Raw genomic sequence first — 19,069 nt, 5'->3', positions numbered from 1 at the left:
GCGCCCCGTTGGTGCATCTCTGCGCCGCCGGTGAGGTGGGTTCTACGGTTAGTGGCCGGTACCCGCAACCCCTTTTTTCAAGAAACGACGCTTTTTTTAATCTTTTCTTCCTTTATGAACAAAAACAATGGGTTAGACTTCATTATTCTTTGATACTTCCGCGCCTGCTGCTTCAGATTAGGTTTACCGTAGGTCAAAGGTGCGCCCGGAATCCCTACATATTGGGGTATCAGATGACTTATCCCCAAGAGCAGCCGAGTCTTTTCGCAAATCACTCGTGAATCATTCCCGGAATCGCATGAATCGCACAGAGCGAGTCGGGTGATTCATTCCGAATTTCTCGTTCTGGCGTCAAAAAACCAGGGGGACTGCTGAGAAACTGTGTCCTGATGACATGGAATCGATGAATCACTTTGGCTGGCTGGTTCGCAAACCGCTGCTTTTTCAGTCACAGCGCGCTCAGACTGTTTGATTCCTACGCTTCTTGGGTAGGCGCAGCGCCAACAGCCCCATGATCACGCCCAAATAGATCAAGGGCTCAAGCTCCCAGACCTTCTTGACCATGATGAAATGCACCGCACCAAGGATAACCGCGACATAAGCAAGTTTGTGCAGCTTGTGCCATGTGGCACCAAGGCGGCGCACGGACCAGTTGTTGGACGTCACCGCCAGCGGCACAAGAAGCAGAAACCCTATCATGCCGATGGTGATGTAAGGACGCTTTATAATGTCCGCCCAAATCTGGCTGATGATCCCCACATCCAGAACGAGCCAGACCAGCAGGTGCAAGGCTACATATATAAAGGCAAGCAAACCAAACGTTCGGCGGAACCGGATCAGGTTCACACCAAGATATCGCCGCAGTGGCGAGATACATAATCCGATGATCAGAAGCTGCAGGGCGATCTCGCCCAGCTCATGTTCCAACGCCTTGATCGGTTCACGCCCAAGGCCACCCGTTTGGGCCAGATAAAGCAACCAAGGCACGGGCAAGAGATACAGTATATAGACAGCCCAAACCGGAACCTTTCGGGCAAAGCCGTTTATGCGGTCTGTGAGTGGCATGGGCTGATACTATATACTAACGTTTGTGCTCAGTAGAACTTGCTCAGGTCCATACCGGCATAGAGGCTCGCGACCTCTTCTTCATAGCCGTTGAACATCAGGGTCGGAATACGCGGGGAAAACAAGCCGCCGCCGATCACGCGTTCCGTCGCCTGTGACCACCGCGGGTGATCGACCTCAGGGTTCACATTTGCATAAAAGCCGTATTCGCTGGGCTGCAGCTGCTGCCACGTATTTACCGGCGCTTCATCCGTTACCGTAATGCGCACGATCGACTTGATCGATTTGAAGCCATATTTCCACGGCACCACCAACCGCATCGGCGCGCCATTCTGGTTGGGGATATCCCTGCCATATATACCAGTGGCCATCATGGTCAGCGGATGCATCGCCTCATCAAGCCGCAGCCCCTCGACATAAGGCCAGTCGATGAAGTTGCTGCTCTGACCACGCATCTCGGAGGGCCGGTAAAGGGTTTCGAAGCGTATGTATTTCGCCCCCTCCTGCACACCCGCGAATTCCAGCAGGTCCGCCAGTTCAAAACCATTCCACGGAATCACCATCGACCACGCCTCAACACAGCGGAAGCGGTAGATGCGCTCTTCCACGGTCATCGCCTTCATGATGTCTTCGAAATCATAATCCGCCGGACGATCCACCATCCCGTCGATCTTCACCGTCCAGGGCGATGTCGTCAGCGCATCGGCATATCGGACCGGATCATCCTTGCCGGTGCCGAATTCATAGAAGTTGTTATATTGTGTAATGTCATCCCACGACGTGGGTTCAAGCGCCTCTTCAGCAGCAACCGCCTGCCCCGTCATCGCTAATCCGGCACCCGCCGCCGCTGCGCCCATCAATTGACGTCTGTTCAGAAACAGCGCCTCATCCGTCACATCGCGATCTTTAAGGGTGTTCTTCCAGCGAAAGGCCATTTTTTGCTCCGGTTTTTTACGTGTTGCAGCAGATGTAGGCGTCGGAGCACGCGCAACCAAATGAATTGCGGACAGATTTCACATTTATCACCAGAATGTTTGACGCTGTAATAGAAGGCAAAGCGCCGCTAGAGGCCCAATAGCCCCGGCAAATCACCCATCGCATGAAAGACATCGTCGCATACAGGCGTCAGCAGCGCGGCATCCGTTTCCGCAGCAAACCCCAGACACCACATGCCCGCTGCCTGCCCGGCGCGGGCCCCATTGGGGCTGTCTTCAATGACCACGCAGCGGTTGGGCGCAACACCGGCATCCGCCGCCGCCTTGAGATAGACATCCGGCGCGGGTTTTGGCTGCGCGACGTCTTCGCGTGAATAGACGCGCCCCTCTAGCCGGTTGATGAGCCCTGTTCTGGTCAGTGTGATCTGCATCTTTTTATGGGGACCATTGGACCCGACCGCATAGGGTATGCCCGCCGCATCCAGCGCATCCAGAACACCAAACACACCGGGAATGATTTCAACGGACGCCCCAAGCGTCTCGAAGACCTCCGCATAAATCTGATCTACCCAGTCTTTTGGCAGGTCCGCGCCAAGTTCCAGCGCCTTGGCTTCTACACCCATGATCGTGCCACCAAGAAACATCGCGCCAAGTTCTGCATGGGTAAGCGCCAAGCCGTGCCGCCGCAGGTTCAGACACAACACGTCCGCCGTCAGCGCTTCGCTATCGACCAAGACGCCGTCACAATCAAACAGAACCATTTCGGGGGGCATTTTCATAGGCTTCGTAGTGCACCCCAGCCCGCCGGTCGTCAATGCTCAGGCGTGAAATAGCGGCAGATCACTCACGGTTCCTGACATATTCGTTATTGGAAATAATCACGCGGCACTGCTTAGTGCGAAGACCAGCCCGATCAATGCCAACCTGTTGAAAAATAGGGTGATCCAGCCGTGGGTTTCAACCGTTTCCCTTACGATGCCACTCACGGCAGACCTAAAACAAAATATCGGGAGAATTCCATGCTTCGTAAAACACTCTTTGCCCTTACAGCAGCAACAGCCCTCGCAACTACCGCCGCCTTTGCAGGTGCCAAGAAAGACATCGTCGACACAGCTGTCGGTGCCGGCACATTCGAAACACTGGTTGCAGCCGTCAGCGCGGCTGATCTTGTGGACACGCTGAAAGGCGATGGCCCCTTCACTGTATTCGCACCCACGGATGAGGCATTCGCCGCTCTGCCCGAAGGCACGGTCGAAAACCTGCTCAAGCCAGAGAACAAGGACCAGCTTATCGCGATCCTGACCTATCACGTTGTCGCCGGCAAAGTGATGTCCACGGACCTGACTGACGATATGACAGCCGCAACTGTCAACGGCAGCGACATCATGATCGATCTGGATGACGGCGTGAAAATCAACGAGGCCAGCGTGATCACGGCGGACATCGAAACATCCAATGGCGTGATCCACGTGATTGATGCGGTGATCCTGCCGCCACAAAGCTGATCACGGTATCTGTAAAAAAGGATGGCCCGGCAAAACTGAATTGCCGGGCCATTTCAATTATTGATGTGGGTTAGTGTACGACCGCTTCATCCGGCTTGGGCTTGTTGGTCGCCGCGATCCTGTCGCCGATTAACAGACCTTCGCTGCCGACACTGACCTGAATGACATCGCCATCTTTGACGTCCCCTGCCAAGATCATCTCGGCAAGCGGATCCTGCAAGGCACGCTGGATCACACGTTTCAGCGGGCGCGCGCCAAAGACCGGGTCGTAGCCTTCGTCCGCGAGCCACATGCGTGCCGCGTCATCCAGTTCCAGTGCGATCTTGCGACCCGCCAGCCGTTTCAACAGACGCGCCATCTGAATGTCGACGATCCCATCCATATCGGTCCGTGCAAGTCGGTCAAAGATGATCGTCTCATCCAGACGGTTCAGGAATTCTGGCCGGAAATGGGCGCGGACCGCATCCATCACATCCCGCTTTGCACCCGATGCATCGGCCCCATCAGGCAGCTGGCTAAGCGCCTGCGCCCCAAGGTTTGATGTCAACACGATCAACGTCTGTTTGAAATCCACCGTGCGACCCTGACCGTCGGTCAGAACCCCATCATCCAGCACCTGCAACAGGACGTTGAAAACATCCGGGTGGGCCTTTTCGACCTCATCGAACAGGACAACCTGATAGGGTCTGCGACGCACAGCTTCGGTCAAAACGCCGCCTTCATCGTACCCGACATAGCCGGGAGGGGCACCGATCAGGCGCGACACCGCGTGTTTTTCCATGAACTCTGACATGTCGATGCGCACCATCGCATTGTCGTCATCAAACAGAAACTCAGCGACCGCTTTGGTCAGTTCGGTTTTACCAACACCGGTTGGCCCAAGGAACAGGAACGAGCCCAAAGGCCGGTTCTCATCATTCAGACCCGCGCGCGCACGGCGCACCGCGTTGGAAATCGCGCGCACCGCGGGTTCCTGCCCGATCACCCGGCCATGCAGCTGATCCTCCATGCGCAGCAGTTTATCGCGTTCACCTTCCAGCATTTTGCCCGCCGGGATACCGGTCCAGCGCTCAACCACACTTGCGATCTGCTCGGGGCGCACGGCTTCTTCGACCATGACGTCGCCGTCGTCCCGCCCCTCGGCAGCCTCCAGCTGCTTTTCCAGTTGCGGGATCACACCATAGGACAGTTCGCCCGCTTTACCGAGGTTCCCCTCGCGCTTGGCGATTTCCAGTTCCGCGCGGGCGTGATCAAGTTGTTCCTTGAGATCACGCGCCCCGGCCAACTTGTCCCGCTCGGCCTGCCATTTCGCAGTCATCGCATCGCTGCGCTCCTGCAATTCGGACAGTTCCTTTTCCAGCGTCTCAAGGCGATCCATGCTTGCCGCATCGTCCTCACGCCGGAGCGCTTCGGCCTCGATCTGCATTTGCAGAATCTGGCGGTCGATGGCGTCCAGTTCTTCGGGTTTGCTGTCCACTTCCATGCGCAAACGCGATGCCGCTTCGTCCACGAGGTCGATTGCCTTATCAGGCAAGAACCGGTCGGTGATGTAGCGGTGGCTCAGCGTCGCCGCCGCGACCAGCGACGAATCCGAGATACGCACACCATGGTGAAGCTCGTATTTCTCTTTGATACCACGCAGGATCGACACCGTGTCCTCGACCGTTGGCTCCTGCACCAGAATGGGCTGGAACCGACGCGCAAGGGCTGCGTCTTTTTCAACATATTTGCGATACTCATCAAGCGTGGTTGCCCCGACACAATGCAACTCACCACGCGCAAGGGCAGGTTTGATCAGGTTGGCCGCATCCATTGCGCCATCCGCCTTACCCGCGCCGACAAGCGTGTGCATCTCGTCGATGAAAAGAATGATCTCGCCCGCAGCTTCCGTGACTTCGGTCAGCACCGCTTTGAGGCGTTCTTCAAATTCACCGCGAAACTTTGCACCCGCGATCAATGCACCCATATCCAGCGCGAGCAGCTTCTTGTTGCGCAGGGATTCAGGCACATCGCCATTTACGATCCGCAGGGCCAGCCCTTCGGCAATCGCGGTTTTACCAACGCCCGGCTCCCCGATCAGCACCGGATTGTTCTTGGTCCGGCGGCTCAGAACCTGCATGGTGCGGCGGATCTCCTCGTCCCGACCGATAATCGGGTCGATCTTGCCCGCCTCGGCCCGATCTGTCAGGTCCATCGCGTATTTCTTCAACGCATCATAGCCTTCTTCGGCGGTTGCGGTATCCGCTGTGCGCCCCTTGCGCACATCGTTAATTGCGCCGTTCAACGCCTGCGCGGTCACCTGCCCCGCATCCAAGGCCGTTTTGGCCCCTGATTTGACCATGCACAGCGCCATCAAGATGCGCTCGACAGGGACAAAACTGTCACCGGCCTTTTTGGCCAGTTGCTCGGCCTCGGCGAGGACCTTGGTCGTGGTGCCATCCACATAAACCTGTGCAGCATCACCGGTCACCTTGGGCATTTTACCCAGTGCGAGATCAACAGCATCCAGGACCTGCGCTGGTTGCCCACCCGCAGCCGAGATCAGATTGCTGGCCAGCCCCTGATCGTCATCCATCAATGCTTTTAATAAGTGTTCGGCTGCCAATCTCTGATGGCTTTCACGTGCCGCAATCGTCTGTGCCGCCTGGATAAACCCGCGCGACCGTTCCGTGAACTTGTTCAAGTCCATGGCAATCTCCTTTTCGTTAAGCGTCCCCTTTGCGCTGCGCCCGACTTGGCGGCACGTCAGCGTACTGGACCTTTCCTTTCATTTGGGAAGCGGAACCCGACGCTTCAAGAGCGAAACAATACCACCTCCGCCTTTCTTCTACTTTAACGCGCCGTAAAACGCAGTGATCCATGTCAAGATCAGGGTGGGAATAGGGTGCGGCCTTTCCCCGTTACGCACACCGAGCGGTCGCGTAAATTGATCTCAAGAGGGTGGGATGGCGAGTGTTTGGTTAAGTTGTATTCCTCTTAGGTACGAATAGTGACGAGTTGGCATGGTACGCCATAAACGCATAAAAACGCCTGCGTGTTAAAGCGGCGTGCATTGCAAAAGAGCCTTTGGCGTTTTGTCGATGCGCGCAGTCCTTTCTCGGGGCGAGCCGCTTTTCCAACGCAACGGCTGCAAATTGACCTTACGCCCGAGTACAGTCAGCCGACTGTGTTCGGGCTTTTTCATGCACATCTCCCTGCGCTACATAGACAGCATGCGCCGCAGCGCATAAAGCATCGCCCCATGCACAGGAGAATGCCCGATGACTGACACCACAACACCCGACGACCGCCTGATCGTGGCACTGGATGTCCCGAACGCCCTTGCCGGGCACGAGCTTGCCGCTCAGATCGGGGATGCGGTCGGTTTTTATAAAATTGGCCTTGGCATGTTGACGGGCGGCGGGCTTGCCTTGGCCAATGAGCTCAAGCAAGAGCACGGGAAGCGGATCTTTCTGGACATGAAGCTCTTTGACATCAGCGCCACGGTAGAAGCAGCCGTTCGGGGCCTTGCGCAATTCGATCTGGATTTCCTGACGGTGCATGGTGACCCGCACGTGGTACGCGCCGCGCGCGAGGGTGCCGCCAATTCCGACATGAAAATTCTGGCCGTAACGATCCTGACATCGCTGGACCGGGGCGATCTTGACCAATGCCTGATCCAAGACGGTGAACTCTCTGATCTGGTGCAGATGCGCGCGGATCGCGCCTTTGAAGCCGGGGCAGATGGCGTCATCGCGTCCCCCCATGAGGCGGCACTCATCCGCGCCCTTCCCTCCGCCACGGGTCGGTTGATCGTGACCCCCGGCGTGCGCCCCGCAGGCGCGGATCTGGGGGATCAAAAGCGAGTCGCCACGCCTGCAAACGCGATTGCGGATGGCGCGGACCACATTGTGGTGGGCCGTCCGGTCTGGAAGGCGCAAAATCCGCGTGCCGCGGCACAAGCCATCCTGACCGAGCTGAAAAGCCCACAAGCCCACAACCCAAATCGCTGAAAAGCCTTTGGAAACCGGACTTATCCACAACCTGAAGAAGACTGTCGCAAAACCTCTGCGACGCTAAAGACTGTGGCCCACAGACAACAGACAACAGGATGTAGCCAAATTATGGCGCGGCGGCTTAGGTAAATTCACTCATGAGTGGTACCGTTAGCTGAGTGATACTCCCCGACGAACCGCTTCTTCCTGAGGTTCGTTACCTCCCCCCGCTCAAGGCAGCGGGGGGCTTTTCACCGCCAAAGCATGACATACTCAGAACTGCGAAGCCAAATTCGGCATGTTCATTGATCCTGATCTGACCTAACCTGAGCGCCAAGCGTTCTCCACATAGCTGCGATATGCCAACACTCTGCCGCGACTGTTTTTCCCTATTTGACCACGGGCAACGCTGCCCCAACTGCAGCAGCCCGCGCAGGATCGCGCATGCTGAACTGACGGACCTTTCAATCGCGCATATGGATTGTGACGCCTTTTACGCCTCGGTGGAAAAGCGCGACAATCCTGAGCTTGAGGGCAAGCCCGTGATCATCGGCGGCGGGCGGCGCGGCGTTGTCTCAACCGCATGTTATGTGGCGCGCATTCGCGGTGTCCGTTCGGCGATGCCCATGTTTCAGGCGCTCAAACTCTGCCCCGAAGCCATCATCATCAAACCCCGGATGCAAGCCTACGTCGAGGCCTCCCGCGCGATCCGCGCCATGATGGAAGACCTCACGCCAGCCATCGAACCGCTGTCGCTGGACGAAGCCTTCATGGACCTGTCCGGGACCGCGCGCCTGCACGGGGCACCACCGGCGGTCATGCTGGCCAAACTGGTCAAGCGGATGCATCAGGAACTGGGGCTGACCGGGTCAATCGGGCTGTCTCACAACAAGTTCCTCGCCAAAGTCGCGTCTGACCTCGACAAACCGAACGGTTTTTCGATCATCGGCAAGGCCGAAACCGCCGCCTTTTTGCGCAACAAGCCGGTGCGCATGATCTGGGGGGTGGGCGCGGCAGGGCAGGCCTCGCTGGAAAAAGCGGGTATTCGCACGTTTTCCGACCTGTTGCGGTGGGACAGGCGTGATCTGGGGGCACGGTTCGGGTCCATGGGCGACAGGCTCTGGCATCTGGCGCGGGGCGAAGATCATCGTCGCGTCTCAGCCCACACGCCAATGAAATCAATCTCGAACGAGACCACCTTTCATGATGATACCTCTGATCCGGAGCTTCTGGACGGGCACCTGTGGCGCATGGCTGAAAAGGTTTCAGACCGCGCCAAAGCCAAACAGCTTGCGGGCAGGGTCATCACGCTGAAACTCAAGCGCGCGGATCATTCGCTGCTGTCACGACGGGTCAGCCTGCGCGATGGCACCCAGATGGCAGATACGATCTATCGCACCGCCCGTGGTCTGTTTGATCAGGTCGGCAATCAAGGCCCCTACCGCCTGCTGGGCTGTGGCCTGTCGGACCTTATTCCAGAAGGCGGCGCGGATCTGTCAGGCGACCTTCTTGATCCACAGGCGCGGCAACGAAACGCTGCTGAGCGCGCAACAGACAAGATAAGGGATCGCTTTGGCGCGGATGCCATCCTCAAAGGGCGCTCGCTGCGTTAAGTGGCCAAGTAGAGCCGTCGGCGTTACTCTGCGGCAAGCGGCATTTTTTCCTGACCGATCTGCGCGATTTCAGCCACCGCCGCGCGTATGGCCGCGCGCACAGCTTCAAAATTTGAATTCGTCCGAATGCGTTTTTCATCCATGTAAAGCGCTCGATCAAGCTCTACCTGAACCGCATGCTGCCCGCGCTGCGGCCGCCCATAGGCCTGCGCAATATAGGCTCCGGCAAAGGGCGCATTGCGCGCCACACGAAACCCCTGCGCAACAAAGGCCGCTTCGACACGGTCCACGACACTGCCCGCCGCCGCCGCGCCGAATCTGTCGCCCAACACGATATCCGGACGTTGCCCACCGGACCGCACAACACTTTCCACGGCCTCATGCGGCATCGAGTGGCAGTCAATCAACACCGCCTGTCCGTGAAAACTATGCGCGTCATTCAAAAGAACCTGAAGCTTTTGGTGGTAGGGATGCCAATATCGGTCAAGCCGTTCCTGCGCATCGGCCATGGCGATCTTGCCGCGATAAATCGCGCGCCCATTCGCCACGACCCGTGGAATCACGCCCAACCCTGATGCCACCCTCGGGTTATGCCCCTGCCGGCGCACGCCTTCGATCAGTGCAGGGTCCAACTCATCGGGGCTGCGGTTCAGATCGACATAGGCACGCGGTGCGGCTGCCTTGATGAACCGCGCACCAAAGGCCGGCGCACAGTCAAACAAGCGGTCAACGAAAGCGTCCTCGGATGACCGTATCAACCGGTCATTCAGAACCGTTTTGCGGATCATATCCTTGGGGTACGCCGAACCACTATGCGGTGACGCAAATACCACGCAAGATGTATCGCGCTTCGGCAGACAGATGTGATAGGCGACGTGTACCATTCGTATTCCCTCGTCTAATACATAGCGCAGAACGATTGGAAACCAAAAGCCCTTGATCCCCCGGACGACTCCTTTTATAGACGCCGCTACCGGCGCGTTTTTTCGCGCCCCATTTTTTGTGGGGTTCGGGAATGCGCGGCAACATAGTGGGTGATTAGCTCAGCGGTAGAGCACTTCGTTGACATCGAAGGGGTCACTGGTTCGATCCCAGTATCGCCCACCATTTGATACACTGGTCCGTTTCGACGGGCTGCCCGAAACCCGGCGCCGCACCGCGCCACAACATGAGGAGAACGACCATGAAGGTTCGCAATTCGCTCCGCTCGCTCAAGAATCGGCACCGCGACTGCCGTGTTGTGCGCAGGAAGGGCCGCGTCTACGTCATCAACAAGACGCAACGCCGGTTCAAAGCCCGTCAGGGTTAAACCAGACAAATTACGAAAAAAGGCCGCCCCACTCGGGCGGCTTTTTTTATGCGCTCAACAGGGGAACTTTCGCACCTCATATGCGGGGTTCGAAAAGTACGGCGCGAAATCCGTGGGAATCACGGGATCATCTGTGCCCGCAGACAACCGGTCCGGTGCAAAACGGTTTGGAAAACGCACCAGCGCGCCCTCATCCGTCAATCGCGTCGCATAGCCATCAAGATCATCAAACGGCGCTTGTGGTCGTGCGAATTCGGCCGCGCTGATGCGCTGACAAATGAATTGAGCCTTAACGGTGATGACATCCTGAGAGGCCGTAAAATCGATGACATGGCCCAGCTTCGTCGCGAAATCCATCACGGCAAATTGCAACGACCCGTCCAAAACGAATAGCGTCGTTTCATCTTTACCGAATAAAAACTCTTCGCCCTGCCACCGCGCGCCCGTCGCAAAGCGGACGTCATAATCCCCCGGCGGCACCAGTACCTTGAAGAATTGCCCCCCTTCGATAAAGGCGGCAAGGGCGGGGGCGTGCGTTTCAGCATCCACCAACGTCATCATGTAATCCTGACCCGGCGATGTCTTGACCTGTAACGGGAAAACGGCAGGCAGCCCGGTCTTATTCCACATGAGACCAGCTGGCTGCTGCTCGGCCCAGACCGCTGTCACCAAGAGGCTTAACCACAGGGACGGCAGGAATATGAGTTTTGAAATCACTTTCCGCACGGGCTGCCTATACCATACCTTCGGTTGTGATGCGAACCACTGCACCACAATGTTTGCAATGCACCGCGTCATGGTCATGTTTGGTCAACCCACAGGACTGACAGGTATACCGCACCTTGGAGGGCTGGATGATGGCCCGCGCCAACTGCACGAACAAGGCCACGCCCACCACCATGATCACCACAGCCAGCAGCTTGCCGCCCGTGGTCGTGGGTGTGATATCTCCGTACCCTGTGGTCGTCAGCGTGGAAACCGTGAAGTAAAGGGCGTTGATATACCCCTCAATCCCCGTGCCGCGTTCGACAAACAAAGCAAACACAACCGACGTTGTGAAAAACACGAACACGAACAGGTTGACGGCCGCAATGACGGCGCCCTCATGTTTGACAAAAAATGGGCTGACACGCCGCAAGTCGCGCAGCAGGTGGTATGAATGAATGATACGCAGGCCGCGCAGAATGCGCAGAAAGGCGAGATTTGCATGAATGAAAGGCGCGATCAACAAAGAGAGAATCACGATCACATCTGCGATCGTATAGATTTTCAACAGCATCTCCCTGCGGTCAGTGGCAATCCAGAGCCGCGCAGCAAAATCCATTAAGATAAACAGGCCAAGTGCGAAACCGAGAGTTTCCAGCCCGACGGTCGCAGGCAAGGGTGCAATGGCGATAAACAGGATGATCGTGAACACATCAAAAAGGATCAGCCCAAATCGGAATCGCCGTGAGCGTCGTTCTGAGCCTGTGTAAAGCTCTGTCACTGTTTGTTTTAATTGGTCCATCATGGGCAGCATCAACTCAAAACCCGGTGTTCTTGGCAAGGGTAATCCGGCAACCCGGGGACGGACATCACAAAACAGTGCGCTTAAAACGGCCTTGCGATCTCAACTTCAGAACTTAGGTTCCCTTACACACTCGCAAATTCAAGAGGCTCTCATGACCATCGAAACGGAATACACCCCGCCCAAAGTCTGGACGTGGGAGGCAGAGAGCGGTGGCAAATTCGCCAGCATCAACCGCCCCATTGCAGGCCCAACCCATGACAAGGACCTCCCGGTTGGCAAACACCCCTTGCAGCTTTACTCGCTTGCGACACCCAACGGCGTCAAAGTCACCGTGTTGCTCGAAGAGCTATTGGCGCTTGGCATAAACGAGGCCGAATATGATGCCTGGCTGATCAAGATCGGCGATGGCGATCAATTCGGCAGTGGCTTTGTCGAGGTGAACCCAAACTCCAAAATTCCCGCCCTGATGGACCGGTCCGGCGATGCACCGCAGCGTGTTTTCGAATCTGGTGCCATACTTCTCTATCTGGCGGAAAAATTCGGGCAGTTCATCCCGGATGATCCCGCCGGGCGTGCCGAAACGTTGTCATGGCTCTTTTGGCAAATGGGCTCCGCGCCTTATCTGGGCGGTGGTTTTGGCCACTTTTACGCCTATGCACCCGAAAAGATGGAGTATCCGATCAACCGGTTTTCCATGGAGGCCAAGCGCCAGCTTGACGTGCTGGAGCGACAGCTTTCACAGAATGATTTCATCGCAGGAAACACCTATACGATCGCGGATATGGCGATCTGGTCGTGGTACGGGCAACTCGTGCTTGGGCGGCTCTATGATGCGGCTGAGTTTCTGGATGTCACCAGCTACACGCATGTGCTGAACTGGGCCAAGAAGATCGACGCACGTCCCGCTGTGCAACGTGGGCGCATGGTAAACCGCATGTCCGGCGCGCCGGAAACACAATTGCACGAACGCCACGATGCATCTGATTTCGAAACGCAGACGCAAGACAAAATCGGCGATAAATCCTGATCGTTCCGGTTCGGGGGCGCGACAGTTCAAATCGCACCCCCGGCCCCGTTTTAACCCGTGACAAAGCCGCGTTTCACAGCGCGATGCCACCGCCTTTGCGGGGTGGACGTCCCTCAAAAAAATCAAAGATATCGTCAAACACCGGCAGATGCGACGCAAACATCAAATGCCCCTGATCCGCGTATCCGGTCACAGGAACACCACCGATCTGGCGCGCAAAATGCGTCACCTGTTGTGGTGAAAACACCGGATCCTCCAGCCCTTGGAAAAACCGGATCTGTCCCTTTTCAAATGCTGTATCCTTGGGCAAGCGCCACCGCCGCAAGTCAGCCATATGCGCCTTCGGCATGCCACCTTCCGGGAAAACAATCCGATCTGCACGCCCATCGATGATCTGTGCCGCGCGGATGCTGAGCGTCTGATCAGACAGCACCGGCGTGCCAAATAGCAACAGTCTGTAATACTCAAGCCAAACCTTGCGCAGCCGACCCGATCTGACCCGCCATGCAGCGCTCAGGATCAGTCGTGTGGTGCGCAACGCCGTTTCTGTGCCACCCCCACGTTCAACTGCCGGCGATAAACCCGCCACTTTCACATCGTTCCGCATCCTGTGCGCCGCTGATAACGCGATTGGCGCGCCTGTGGAAAAGCCAAGCAGGCGAAACGGCGTATCTGGATGCGCGCTCGCGAGGTCCGCGATTTCAGCCGCTGCCTTTTCTATTTTGAGCGCAGGGGACAGAGGGCGGCTGTCAAGCCCGGGAAACCGATATGTAGCCAACCCATAGCCAGCCTCCTGCCAGCGCTGCACGGGGGCAAAAATGTCGCCACGCGACAGCGCACCGGGGATCAGCACGGCTATCACCCGCGCCCGCGACAAAGCTTGCGCGTCGTAGCTGAGGTGCGGCACGTCAGTCGTAGCTGCGCTGGTCTTCGATGACCATACCATCCTTGGGCAGACTTCCCACGGGGACAACTTCCACCACCGCCTTCAACTTGAGGGTCTCCACAACACTCGAAGCATAGCGCGTTGCATCTGCAGTGTCGTTTGCCTCAACCTTGACGGTCATCGCGTCTTGCTCGTCCGCGCGGGTGATAACAACGCGTGCCTTCACGACTTCCTCGTGATGATCGACAAAAGACGCGACCTGTTCGGGGCGCACGAACATCCCCTTGACCTTGGCTGTCTGATCTGCGCGCCCCATCCACCCTTTGATCCGGCGATTTGTGCGACCACACGGGCTTTCACCTTCCATGAACGCGCTCAGGTCACCGGTGGAAAAACGGATCAGCGGGTAATCGGGGTTCAGCGTGGTGACGATGACCTCGCCAACTTCCCCCTCCGGCACAGGTGTCCCGGTTCCGGGTGTGACAATCTCAACGACCACCTGTTCATCCAGAATGAGCCCTTCCATCGCAGGTGATTCATAGGCGATGTTTCCCAAATCTGCCGTCGCATAGCACTGCAAACACAGGATGCCCCTCTCCGCATATTCCTTACGCAGGGACGGAAAGAGCGCGCCGCCGCCAACTGCCGCCTTGGCAATCTTCAACTCGATGCCCATGTCATCTGCTTTATCCAGAATGACCTTGAGGAAATCCGGCGTGCCCGCATAGGCGGTGGTGCCGACGTCTCGCGCGGCAGTGACCTGGAGTTCAGTCTGGCCCGTTCCGGCGGGCAGAACAGTCGCCCCTACGGCATGGGCGCCGCTTTCAAAAATGGCACCTGCAGGTGTCAGGTGATAGCCAAAACAGTTCTGGACAATATCCCCGTTGCCAATGCCAACCGCATGCAGAAAGCGGCCCATGCGAAACCAGTCATGGTTCACATCGAAGGGTTCGTAAATCGGGCCCGGTGACTGGAATATATGGCTGAAACCGGTGGCCGGTTTCGTGGTGAAGTTGCCGAACGGCATATGCATTGATTGCGCATGGCCCAGATCGGATTTACGCAGCACAGGCAGGTCCGCCAATGTTGCCACGTCTGTTATGGTGTCGGCATCGTATGCGTCCAAGCGGCCCGCATATCCTTGCAGTTTCTGGGCCTTGGCGATTTGCCGGGGTAATGTCCGGCTCAAATGCCCGGCGCGTTCATCCGCTGTGCGTAATTCCAAGCTGTCAAAAAATAATTCTAAATGTTTTTTCATTGTTTCCTAATGATCCTGAGGCTGTCTTCCAATTCAACAATAGTCTCATTCAACTCATCAATAGACTCGACAAGTTCCCAAACGTCTTTCTTACTATGATCTTTTCGGTATTTGGGGTCAGTTTCGAGCAGCTCGCTTCCGATCGCTTTGACTCGATTTCTGACATTTTTCTTTAAATCATACGAGTTCTCTAACTGCCTGCGCTGTCGTTTCGAATAGTTTTCCTTATCGGAAAAGCGGTTTGCTAATTTCGACAACTCGAGGCGAACGTCCATCTCATCGAAAAAGAAACTATTCAGTCGCTGTTGAGCATCATCAGGCAAAGGCTCTCCATTTCCATAGGCCCTTAACAGACCCAACGTGCCACTCTCTTCAAAGTAAAGAAATTCCAGAGCCCGGGCCAGCAAACGGTAGTCCGTGTTTCCATATGTCCGAACAAGTTGCTCACGCTCTTTTGGCAAACTGGAGAATAGCAGCTTGAGGGATTCGACAAGTGCTTTGATTTCCGCAAGGGACATGGAATAGACACCCTCCCTTAACTCAGCCAACGCTTGCGTCGACGATAACTGCGCACATCGCGAAAAGACTTCCGCCCCTGTTCCGACATACCCAAATAGAATTCCTTCACGTCCGGGTTTTCCCGCAAATCCGCTGCGGGCCCGTCCATCACAACACGTCCGGATTCCAAAATATACCCGTAATGCGCAAAGCGCAGCGCCACGTTTGTGTTCTGTTCGGCCAATAAAAAGGTTACGCCCTCGTTTTCGTTCACAGATTTCACGATCTCGAAAATTTGCTCAACCAACTGAGGGGCGAGGCCCATCGAGGGTTCATCCAGCAGAATCGTCTCCGGTTTTGACATCAGCGCCCGCCCGATCGCGGTCATCTGCTGCTCCCCGCCTGAAGTATAACCCGCCTGACTTTTACGCCGCTCTTTCAGGCGCGGGAAATAGTCATAGACCATTTCCAGATCGCGTTGGATCGCGGCTTTGCCCTCGCGCCGGGTGTAAGCTCCGGTCAGCAGGTTTTCTTCGACCGTGAGGTGTTCAAAGCAGTGCCGCCCTTCCATGACCTGCACGACACCGGATTTCACAGTATCCGCGGGATCCTGATGCTGGATCACCTTGCCGCGGTACTTGATTGAGCCTTTCGTGACCTCACCACGTTCGGAAGCCAAGAGGCCCGAGATCGCCTTGAGGGTCGTCGTCTTGCCAGCACCGTTCCCGCCCAGCAAGGCAGTAATACCCCCTCGCGGCACATTCAGGCTCACACCTTTCAGAACGAGAATCACATGGTTGTAGATGACCTCGATGTTGTTCACTTCGAGAACGTTTTCGGTCTGGCCCTCTGCTGCGTCGAACATTTCCATCGCTCCTGATCTATGCGCCGGGCCAGCCCGTGTTTGCACATTTAACGCCTGCTGGATGCATGACGTCCAGCCTATCATGGGTGGCGCCCCCCGGCGACATATCTGTCGCCGGGGGGCGCCCTAGTGTCTAGTTACAGCCGGGTGTGATGTTATTTTCAGCTGCAAAGGCTGCGGCGTCCTCAGCGATCAACGGCCCGATGACATCCTGATCCGACTGTTCGTAATCGGAAATCAGCGTCCACTGGTCATTTGTCCCGCTCCACTGCGCCATGGCGACAAAGCCACCACCACCGTGGTTTTCACAGGACACATCAAACGCAGGGCCGAAGTTTGGCAGCCCAAGTGCCGCCATCTTCTCTTCGGTGATCTTGAGGGCTTCCATACCGTCGCGCATCATGGGTGCCGTAATTTCCGCAACTCCATGGATTTCCTGCGCGGTCTTGGCCGCTTCAGCCGCCAGCATCGCCGCGTAAAGGCCGCGGTTATACAGAACCGTACCGATCTGATCCCCCGCTCCGGCGGCCTTGCCCGCATCCACTACATATTTCTGGATGTCGTCGAACACAGGGAAATCACTGCCGACATTGTGGAACGCCAACGCCTTATACCCATCAGCGGCACCGCCCGCCGGGCGGACATCGTTTTCAGACCCAGACCACCAGATGCCAATGAAATTTTCCATCGGGAATCGGATGTTCGCGGCTTCCTGAACGGCGACCTGATTCATCACACCCCAGCCATACATGATGACATTGTCAGGGCGTTCGCGACGAATCTGCAGCCACTGCGATTTCTGTTCCTGTCCGGGGTGATCCACCGCCAGCAACAACAGCTCGAACCCGTGCTTTTCCGACAGCTCTTCGAGCGTGCGGATCGGTTCCTTGCCATAGGCAGAGTTATGATAGACCAGCGCGATCTTTTTGCCATCAAGCGACCCGTCGTTCACCTCCAGCAGATGCTTGATCGCAAAGGACGCGCCATCCCAATAGTTCGCAGGATAGTTAAAGATGTTGCGGAAAACCGTGCCATCCTTGGCAGAGGTGCGGCCATAGCCCATCGAATGAACCGGAATACCATCTGCCGTCGCCTTCGGGATCAGCTGATAGGTGATGCCGGTCGACAGGGGTTGATAGACCAGCGCGCCGTCCCCCTTGGTGCTTTCATAACACTCCACACCCTTTTCGGTGTTGTACCCGGTTTCGCACTCGGGGACCCGCGTCATGACACCGCCGATCCCGCCATCGCGTTCGTTCAGCAGCGTAAAGTAATCCGCATAGCCATCCGCAAAAGGGATCCCATTCGCGGCATATGGACCGGTGCGATAGCTCAGCGACGGGAACACGAGGTCCGCCATGACCGGGCTTGCCGCCATCAGGGCCGCAACGGCCCAGGTTCCTATTTTGTATTTCATCGGTATTTCCTCCCTAAATTGTTGTCCGATGCGCCGGTAGGCCGGCGTCTTATCTGCGGGCGAGCCCGCCTTCCGTTTCCTGTCTTCACCCTAGTGCGGGAAAGGCCACAAGCGTAGCTTTTCCTTGGCCAGACGCCAAAGCTGTGCAAGCCCATGCGGCTCAACGATCAAAAACAGTATGATCAACGCACCCACGACGACCAGATTGAGGTGCGCCACGATATCCGTGGGCCAGCCAAACCAATCAACTCCAATCACCTTGAGCAACACAGGCAGCAGCACCAGAAATGCAGCCCCCGCGAAAGAGCCAAAGATCGACCCCAAGCCACCAATGATGATCATGAAGAGCACAAGGAACGACTTGGTGATCCCAAAGACCTCACCGACCTCCACAGCGCCCAGATAAATCGCGAAAAACAAGGCACCTGAAATGCCCACAAAGAACGAACTGACAGCAAAGGCCGTCAGCTTGGCCTTGAGCGGGTTCACCCCGATGATCTCGGCTGCGATGTCCATATCCCGGATCGCCATCCACTGCCGCCCCATCGCCCCCCGCGTGAGGTTGCGCGCGATAACGGCGCTGGCAATGGTGAAAATCAGGCAAAACACATAGGCCGCCCATGCATCCGTATTGGGGCCTGTGATGATGATTCCAAAGGTGTCCCGCTCGGGCGCGTTGATCTGACCCGAGGCCGAATAGTTATAAAACCAGGAAACACGGTTAAACATCCAGACCAGAAAGAACTGCGCAGCCAGCGTCGCAACGGCCAGATAAAACCCCTTGATCCGCAAGGAAGGCAGGCCAAAAAGCACGCCGACAGCGGCCGTGATAGCGCCTGCCAAAAGCACGTGAATGAACATGCTCACGTCAGGAAACGCCGTCATCAGTTTGTAACAGGCGTAGGCCCCCACAGCCATAAAACCACCCGTGCCAAGGCTGACCTGCCCACAATATCCCACCAGAATATTCAACCCGATTGCCGCAATTGAATAGATCAAGAAGGGCATAAAGATCGAATTGACCCAATAATCGTTGACCATAAAGGGAATGACGACAATCGCGATGAACAACACCACATAGTAGCGATACCGGTCAAACCGGATCGGAAAGGTCTGGCTGTCTTCAGGGTAGGTTGTGCTGAAATCACCTGCTTCACGATAGAGCATTACGTATCCCCTGCGATTTTTGCATCGGTTGTCTCGTGGA

General features: G+C 56.6%; 19 protein-coding genes and 1 tRNA gene. 6 read left to right on the top strand and 14 right to left on the bottom strand.

All coding sequences use genetic code 11. From position 1 onward, the window contains the following. Nucleotides 1-459 precede the first annotated feature (459 nt). The 3 genes from msrQ to K5Q35_RS16645 all read right to left on the bottom strand — a co-directional run bounded on the left by msrQ (nt 460) and on the right by K5Q35_RS16645 (nt 2,779). Nucleotides 460-1,065: a protein-methionine-sulfoxide reductase heme-binding subunit MsrQ gene (msrQ, locus tag K5Q35_RS16655; RefSeq protein ID WP_220800403.1), complete on the bottom strand. Its 606-nt coding sequence runs from the start codon at nt 1,063-1,065 to the stop codon at nt 460-462. A gap of 29 nt (nt 1,066-1,094) precedes the next feature. Then, the gene (gene msrP / locus K5Q35_RS16650) at nt 1,095-2,000 is read right to left on the bottom strand and encodes a protein-methionine-sulfoxide reductase catalytic subunit MsrP (protein WP_220800401.1); all 906 of its coding nucleotides are present in this window, start codon (nt 1,998-2,000) and stop codon (nt 1,095-1,097) included. Nucleotides 2,001-2,128: 128 nt separating this feature from the next. Continuing rightward, nucleotides 2,129-2,779: an HAD family phosphatase gene (locus K5Q35_RS16645; protein ID WP_220800399.1), complete on the bottom strand. Its 651-nt coding sequence runs from the start codon at nt 2,777-2,779 to the stop codon at nt 2,129-2,131. A gap of 240 nt (nt 2,780-3,019) precedes the next feature. On the opposite strand from K5Q35_RS16645, the gene K5Q35_RS16640 reads away from it, so the two are divergent. After that, nucleotides 3,020-3,505, top strand: coding sequence for a fasciclin domain-containing protein (locus K5Q35_RS16640; RefSeq protein WP_220800397.1), 486 nt, complete (start codon nt 3,020-3,022; stop codon nt 3,503-3,505). Between the two features lie 70 nt (nt 3,506-3,575). Here the strand turns inward: K5Q35_RS16640 and clpB are convergent, their stop codons facing one another. Beyond that, nucleotides 3,576-6,194 carry an ATP-dependent chaperone ClpB gene (gene clpB / locus K5Q35_RS16635; RefSeq protein ID WP_220800394.1) on the bottom strand — a complete coding sequence of 873 codons (2,619 nt, stop codon included), beginning with the start codon at nt 6,192-6,194 and terminating at the stop codon, nt 3,576-3,578. 348 nt (nt 6,195-6,542) lie between these two features. Next, nucleotides 6,543-6,689 (bottom strand): hypothetical protein, encoded by a 147-nt coding sequence (locus K5Q35_RS16630; protein WP_220800386.1) that lies wholly within the window; start codon nt 6,687-6,689, stop codon nt 6,543-6,545. A 76-nt stretch (nt 6,690-6,765) separates the two neighbouring features. Between K5Q35_RS16630 and pyrF the strand changes: the two genes are divergently transcribed. Further along, nucleotides 6,766-7,497 carry an orotidine-5'-phosphate decarboxylase gene (pyrF, locus tag K5Q35_RS16625; protein ID WP_013963613.1) on the top strand — a complete coding sequence of 244 codons (732 nt, stop codon included), beginning with the start codon at nt 6,766-6,768 and terminating at the stop codon, nt 7,495-7,497. A 341-nt stretch (nt 7,498-7,838) separates the two neighbouring features. Beyond that, nucleotides 7,839-9,092 (top strand): DNA polymerase IV, encoded by a 1,254-nt coding sequence (locus K5Q35_RS16620; protein WP_220800384.1) that lies wholly within the window; start codon nt 7,839-7,841, stop codon nt 9,090-9,092. A 23-nt stretch (nt 9,093-9,115) separates the two neighbouring features. On the opposite strand, the gene K5Q35_RS16615 is transcribed toward K5Q35_RS16620, so the two are convergent. Continuing rightward, the gene (locus K5Q35_RS16615) at nt 9,116-9,976 is read right to left on the bottom strand and encodes an N-formylglutamate amidohydrolase (protein WP_220800382.1); all 861 of its coding nucleotides are present in this window, start codon (nt 9,974-9,976) and stop codon (nt 9,116-9,118) included. A 148-nt stretch (nt 9,977-10,124) separates the two neighbouring features. On the opposite strand from K5Q35_RS16615, the gene K5Q35_RS16610 reads away from it, so the two are divergent. After that, a tRNA-Val gene (locus tag K5Q35_RS16610) sits at nt 10,125-10,199 on the top strand. A 76-nt stretch (nt 10,200-10,275) separates the two neighbouring features. Next, complete coding sequence (ykgO, locus tag K5Q35_RS16605) at nt 10,276-10,401, top strand: type B 50S ribosomal protein L36 (protein ID WP_005850168.1); 126 nt, start codon at nt 10,276-10,278, stop codon at nt 10,399-10,401. Between the two features lie 54 nt (nt 10,402-10,455). Here the strand turns inward: ykgO and K5Q35_RS16600 are convergent, their stop codons facing one another. Both K5Q35_RS16600 and K5Q35_RS16595 read right to left on the bottom strand, forming a co-directional pair. Next, nucleotides 10,456-11,118 carry a hypothetical protein gene (locus K5Q35_RS16600; protein WP_259650564.1) on the bottom strand — a complete coding sequence of 221 codons (663 nt, stop codon included), beginning with the start codon at nt 11,116-11,118 and terminating at the stop codon, nt 10,456-10,458. A 16-nt stretch (nt 11,119-11,134) separates the two neighbouring features. Further along, nucleotides 11,135-11,908: an ion channel gene (locus K5Q35_RS16595; RefSeq protein ID WP_259650563.1), complete on the bottom strand. Its 774-nt coding sequence runs from the start codon at nt 11,906-11,908 to the stop codon at nt 11,135-11,137. Between the two features lie 154 nt (nt 11,909-12,062). Between K5Q35_RS16595 and yghU the strand changes: the two genes are divergently transcribed. After that, nucleotides 12,063-12,938, top strand: a complete 876-nt coding sequence (gene yghU, locus K5Q35_RS16590) for a glutathione-dependent disulfide-bond oxidoreductase (RefSeq protein WP_220800378.1) — start codon at nt 12,063-12,065, stop codon at nt 12,936-12,938. A gap of 73 nt (nt 12,939-13,011) precedes the next feature. Here yghU and K5Q35_RS16585 read toward each other — a convergent pair whose 3' ends face one another. From K5Q35_RS16585 to K5Q35_RS16560, 6 genes are all read right to left on the bottom strand, one after another. Further along, a complete protein-coding gene (locus K5Q35_RS16585) occupies nt 13,012-13,884 on the bottom strand; it encodes an alpha/beta fold hydrolase (protein ID WP_259650562.1) in 873 nt (290 codons plus the stop codon). Continuing rightward, entirely contained in the window at nt 13,847-15,082 is a 1,236-nt protein-coding gene (locus tag K5Q35_RS16580; protein ID WP_220800376.1) for a phenylacetate--CoA ligase family protein, read from the bottom strand. Before K5Q35_RS16580 ends, K5Q35_RS16585 begins: the two co-directional genes overlap by 38 nt. After that, complete coding sequence (locus K5Q35_RS16575) at nt 15,079-15,600, bottom strand: hypothetical protein (RefSeq protein WP_220800374.1); 522 nt, start codon at nt 15,598-15,600, stop codon at nt 15,079-15,081. The genes K5Q35_RS16580 and K5Q35_RS16575 overlap by 4 nt, the downstream gene beginning before the upstream one ends. A 17-nt stretch (nt 15,601-15,617) precedes the next feature. Continuing rightward, on the bottom strand, nt 15,618-16,445 hold the full coding sequence (locus tag K5Q35_RS16570) for an ABC transporter ATP-binding protein (protein WP_013963621.1): 828 nt from the start codon (nt 16,443-16,445) through the stop codon (nt 15,618-15,620). 133 nt (nt 16,446-16,578) lie between these two features. Further along, nucleotides 16,579-17,862, bottom strand: coding sequence for an ABC transporter substrate-binding protein (locus K5Q35_RS16565; protein WP_220800373.1), 1,284 nt, complete (start codon nt 17,860-17,862; stop codon nt 16,579-16,581). Nucleotides 17,863-17,952: 90 nt separating this feature from the next. Beyond that, nucleotides 17,953-19,029, bottom strand: coding sequence for a branched-chain amino acid ABC transporter permease (locus K5Q35_RS16560; RefSeq protein ID WP_220800372.1), 1,077 nt, complete (start codon nt 19,027-19,029; stop codon nt 17,953-17,955). Nucleotides 19,030-19,069 lie beyond the last annotated feature (40 nt).

The organism is Roseobacter sp. OBYS 0001 (assembly GCF_019654895.1).
GTDB classification, from domain to species: Bacteria; Pseudomonadota; Alphaproteobacteria; order Rhodobacterales; family Rhodobacteraceae; genus Roseobacter; species Roseobacter litoralis.
This window is presented reverse-complemented; position numbering and strand designations above follow the sequence as displayed.

Excerpts from the sequence above, each read along its gene's own strand:
- msrQ (WP_220800403.1), bottom strand. The coding sequence starts at position 1,065 with ATGCCACTCACAGACCGCATAAACGGCTTTGCCCGAAAGGTTCCGGTT.
- msrP (WP_220800401.1), bottom strand. The coding sequence starts at position 2,000 with ATGGCCTTTCGCTGGAAGAACACCCTTAAAGATCGCGATGTGACGGAT.
- K5Q35_RS16645 (WP_220800399.1), bottom strand. The coding sequence starts at position 2,779 with ATGAAAATGCCCCCCGAAATGGTTCTGTTTGATTGTGACGGCGTCTTG.
- K5Q35_RS16640 (WP_220800397.1), top strand. The coding sequence starts at position 3,020 with ATGCTTCGTAAAACACTCTTTGCCCTTACAGCAGCAACAGCCCTCGCA.
- clpB (WP_220800394.1), bottom strand. The coding sequence starts at position 6,194 with ATGGACTTGAACAAGTTCACGGAACGGTCGCGCGGGTTTATCCAGGCG.
- K5Q35_RS16630 (WP_220800386.1), bottom strand. The coding sequence starts at position 6,689 with ATGAAAAAGCCCGAACACAGTCGGCTGACTGTACTCGGGCGTAAGGTC.
- pyrF (WP_013963613.1), top strand. The coding sequence starts at position 6,766 with ATGACTGACACCACAACACCCGACGACCGCCTGATCGTGGCACTGGAT.
- K5Q35_RS16620 (WP_220800384.1), top strand. The coding sequence starts at position 7,839 with ATGCCAACACTCTGCCGCGACTGTTTTTCCCTATTTGACCACGGGCAA.
- K5Q35_RS16615 (WP_220800382.1), bottom strand. The coding sequence starts at position 9,976 with ATGGTACACGTCGCCTATCACATCTGTCTGCCGAAGCGCGATACATCT.
- ykgO (WP_005850168.1), top strand. The coding sequence starts at position 10,276 with ATGAAGGTTCGCAATTCGCTCCGCTCGCTCAAGAATCGGCACCGCGAC.
- K5Q35_RS16595 (WP_259650563.1), bottom strand. The coding sequence starts at position 11,908 with ATGGACCAATTAAAACAAACAGTGACAGAGCTTTACACAGGCTCAGAA.
- yghU (WP_220800378.1), top strand. The coding sequence starts at position 12,063 with ATGACCATCGAAACGGAATACACCCCGCCCAAAGTCTGGACGTGGGAG.
- K5Q35_RS16585 (WP_259650562.1), bottom strand. The coding sequence starts at position 13,884 with ATGGTATGGTCATCGAAGACCAGCGCAGCTACGACTGACGTGCCGCAC.
- K5Q35_RS16580 (WP_220800376.1), bottom strand. The coding sequence starts at position 15,082 with ATGAAAAAACATTTAGAATTATTTTTTGACAGCTTGGAATTACGCACA.
- K5Q35_RS16575 (WP_220800374.1), bottom strand. The coding sequence starts at position 15,600 with ATGTCCCTTGCGGAAATCAAAGCACTTGTCGAATCCCTCAAGCTGCTA.
- K5Q35_RS16570 (WP_013963621.1), bottom strand. The coding sequence starts at position 16,445 with ATGTTCGACGCAGCAGAGGGCCAGACCGAAAACGTTCTCGAAGTGAAC.
- K5Q35_RS16565 (WP_220800373.1), bottom strand. The coding sequence starts at position 17,862 with ATGAAATACAAAATAGGAACCTGGGCCGTTGCGGCCCTGATGGCGGCA.
- K5Q35_RS16560 (WP_220800372.1), bottom strand. The coding sequence starts at position 19,029 with ATGCTCTATCGTGAAGCAGGTGATTTCAGCACAACCTACCCTGAAGAC.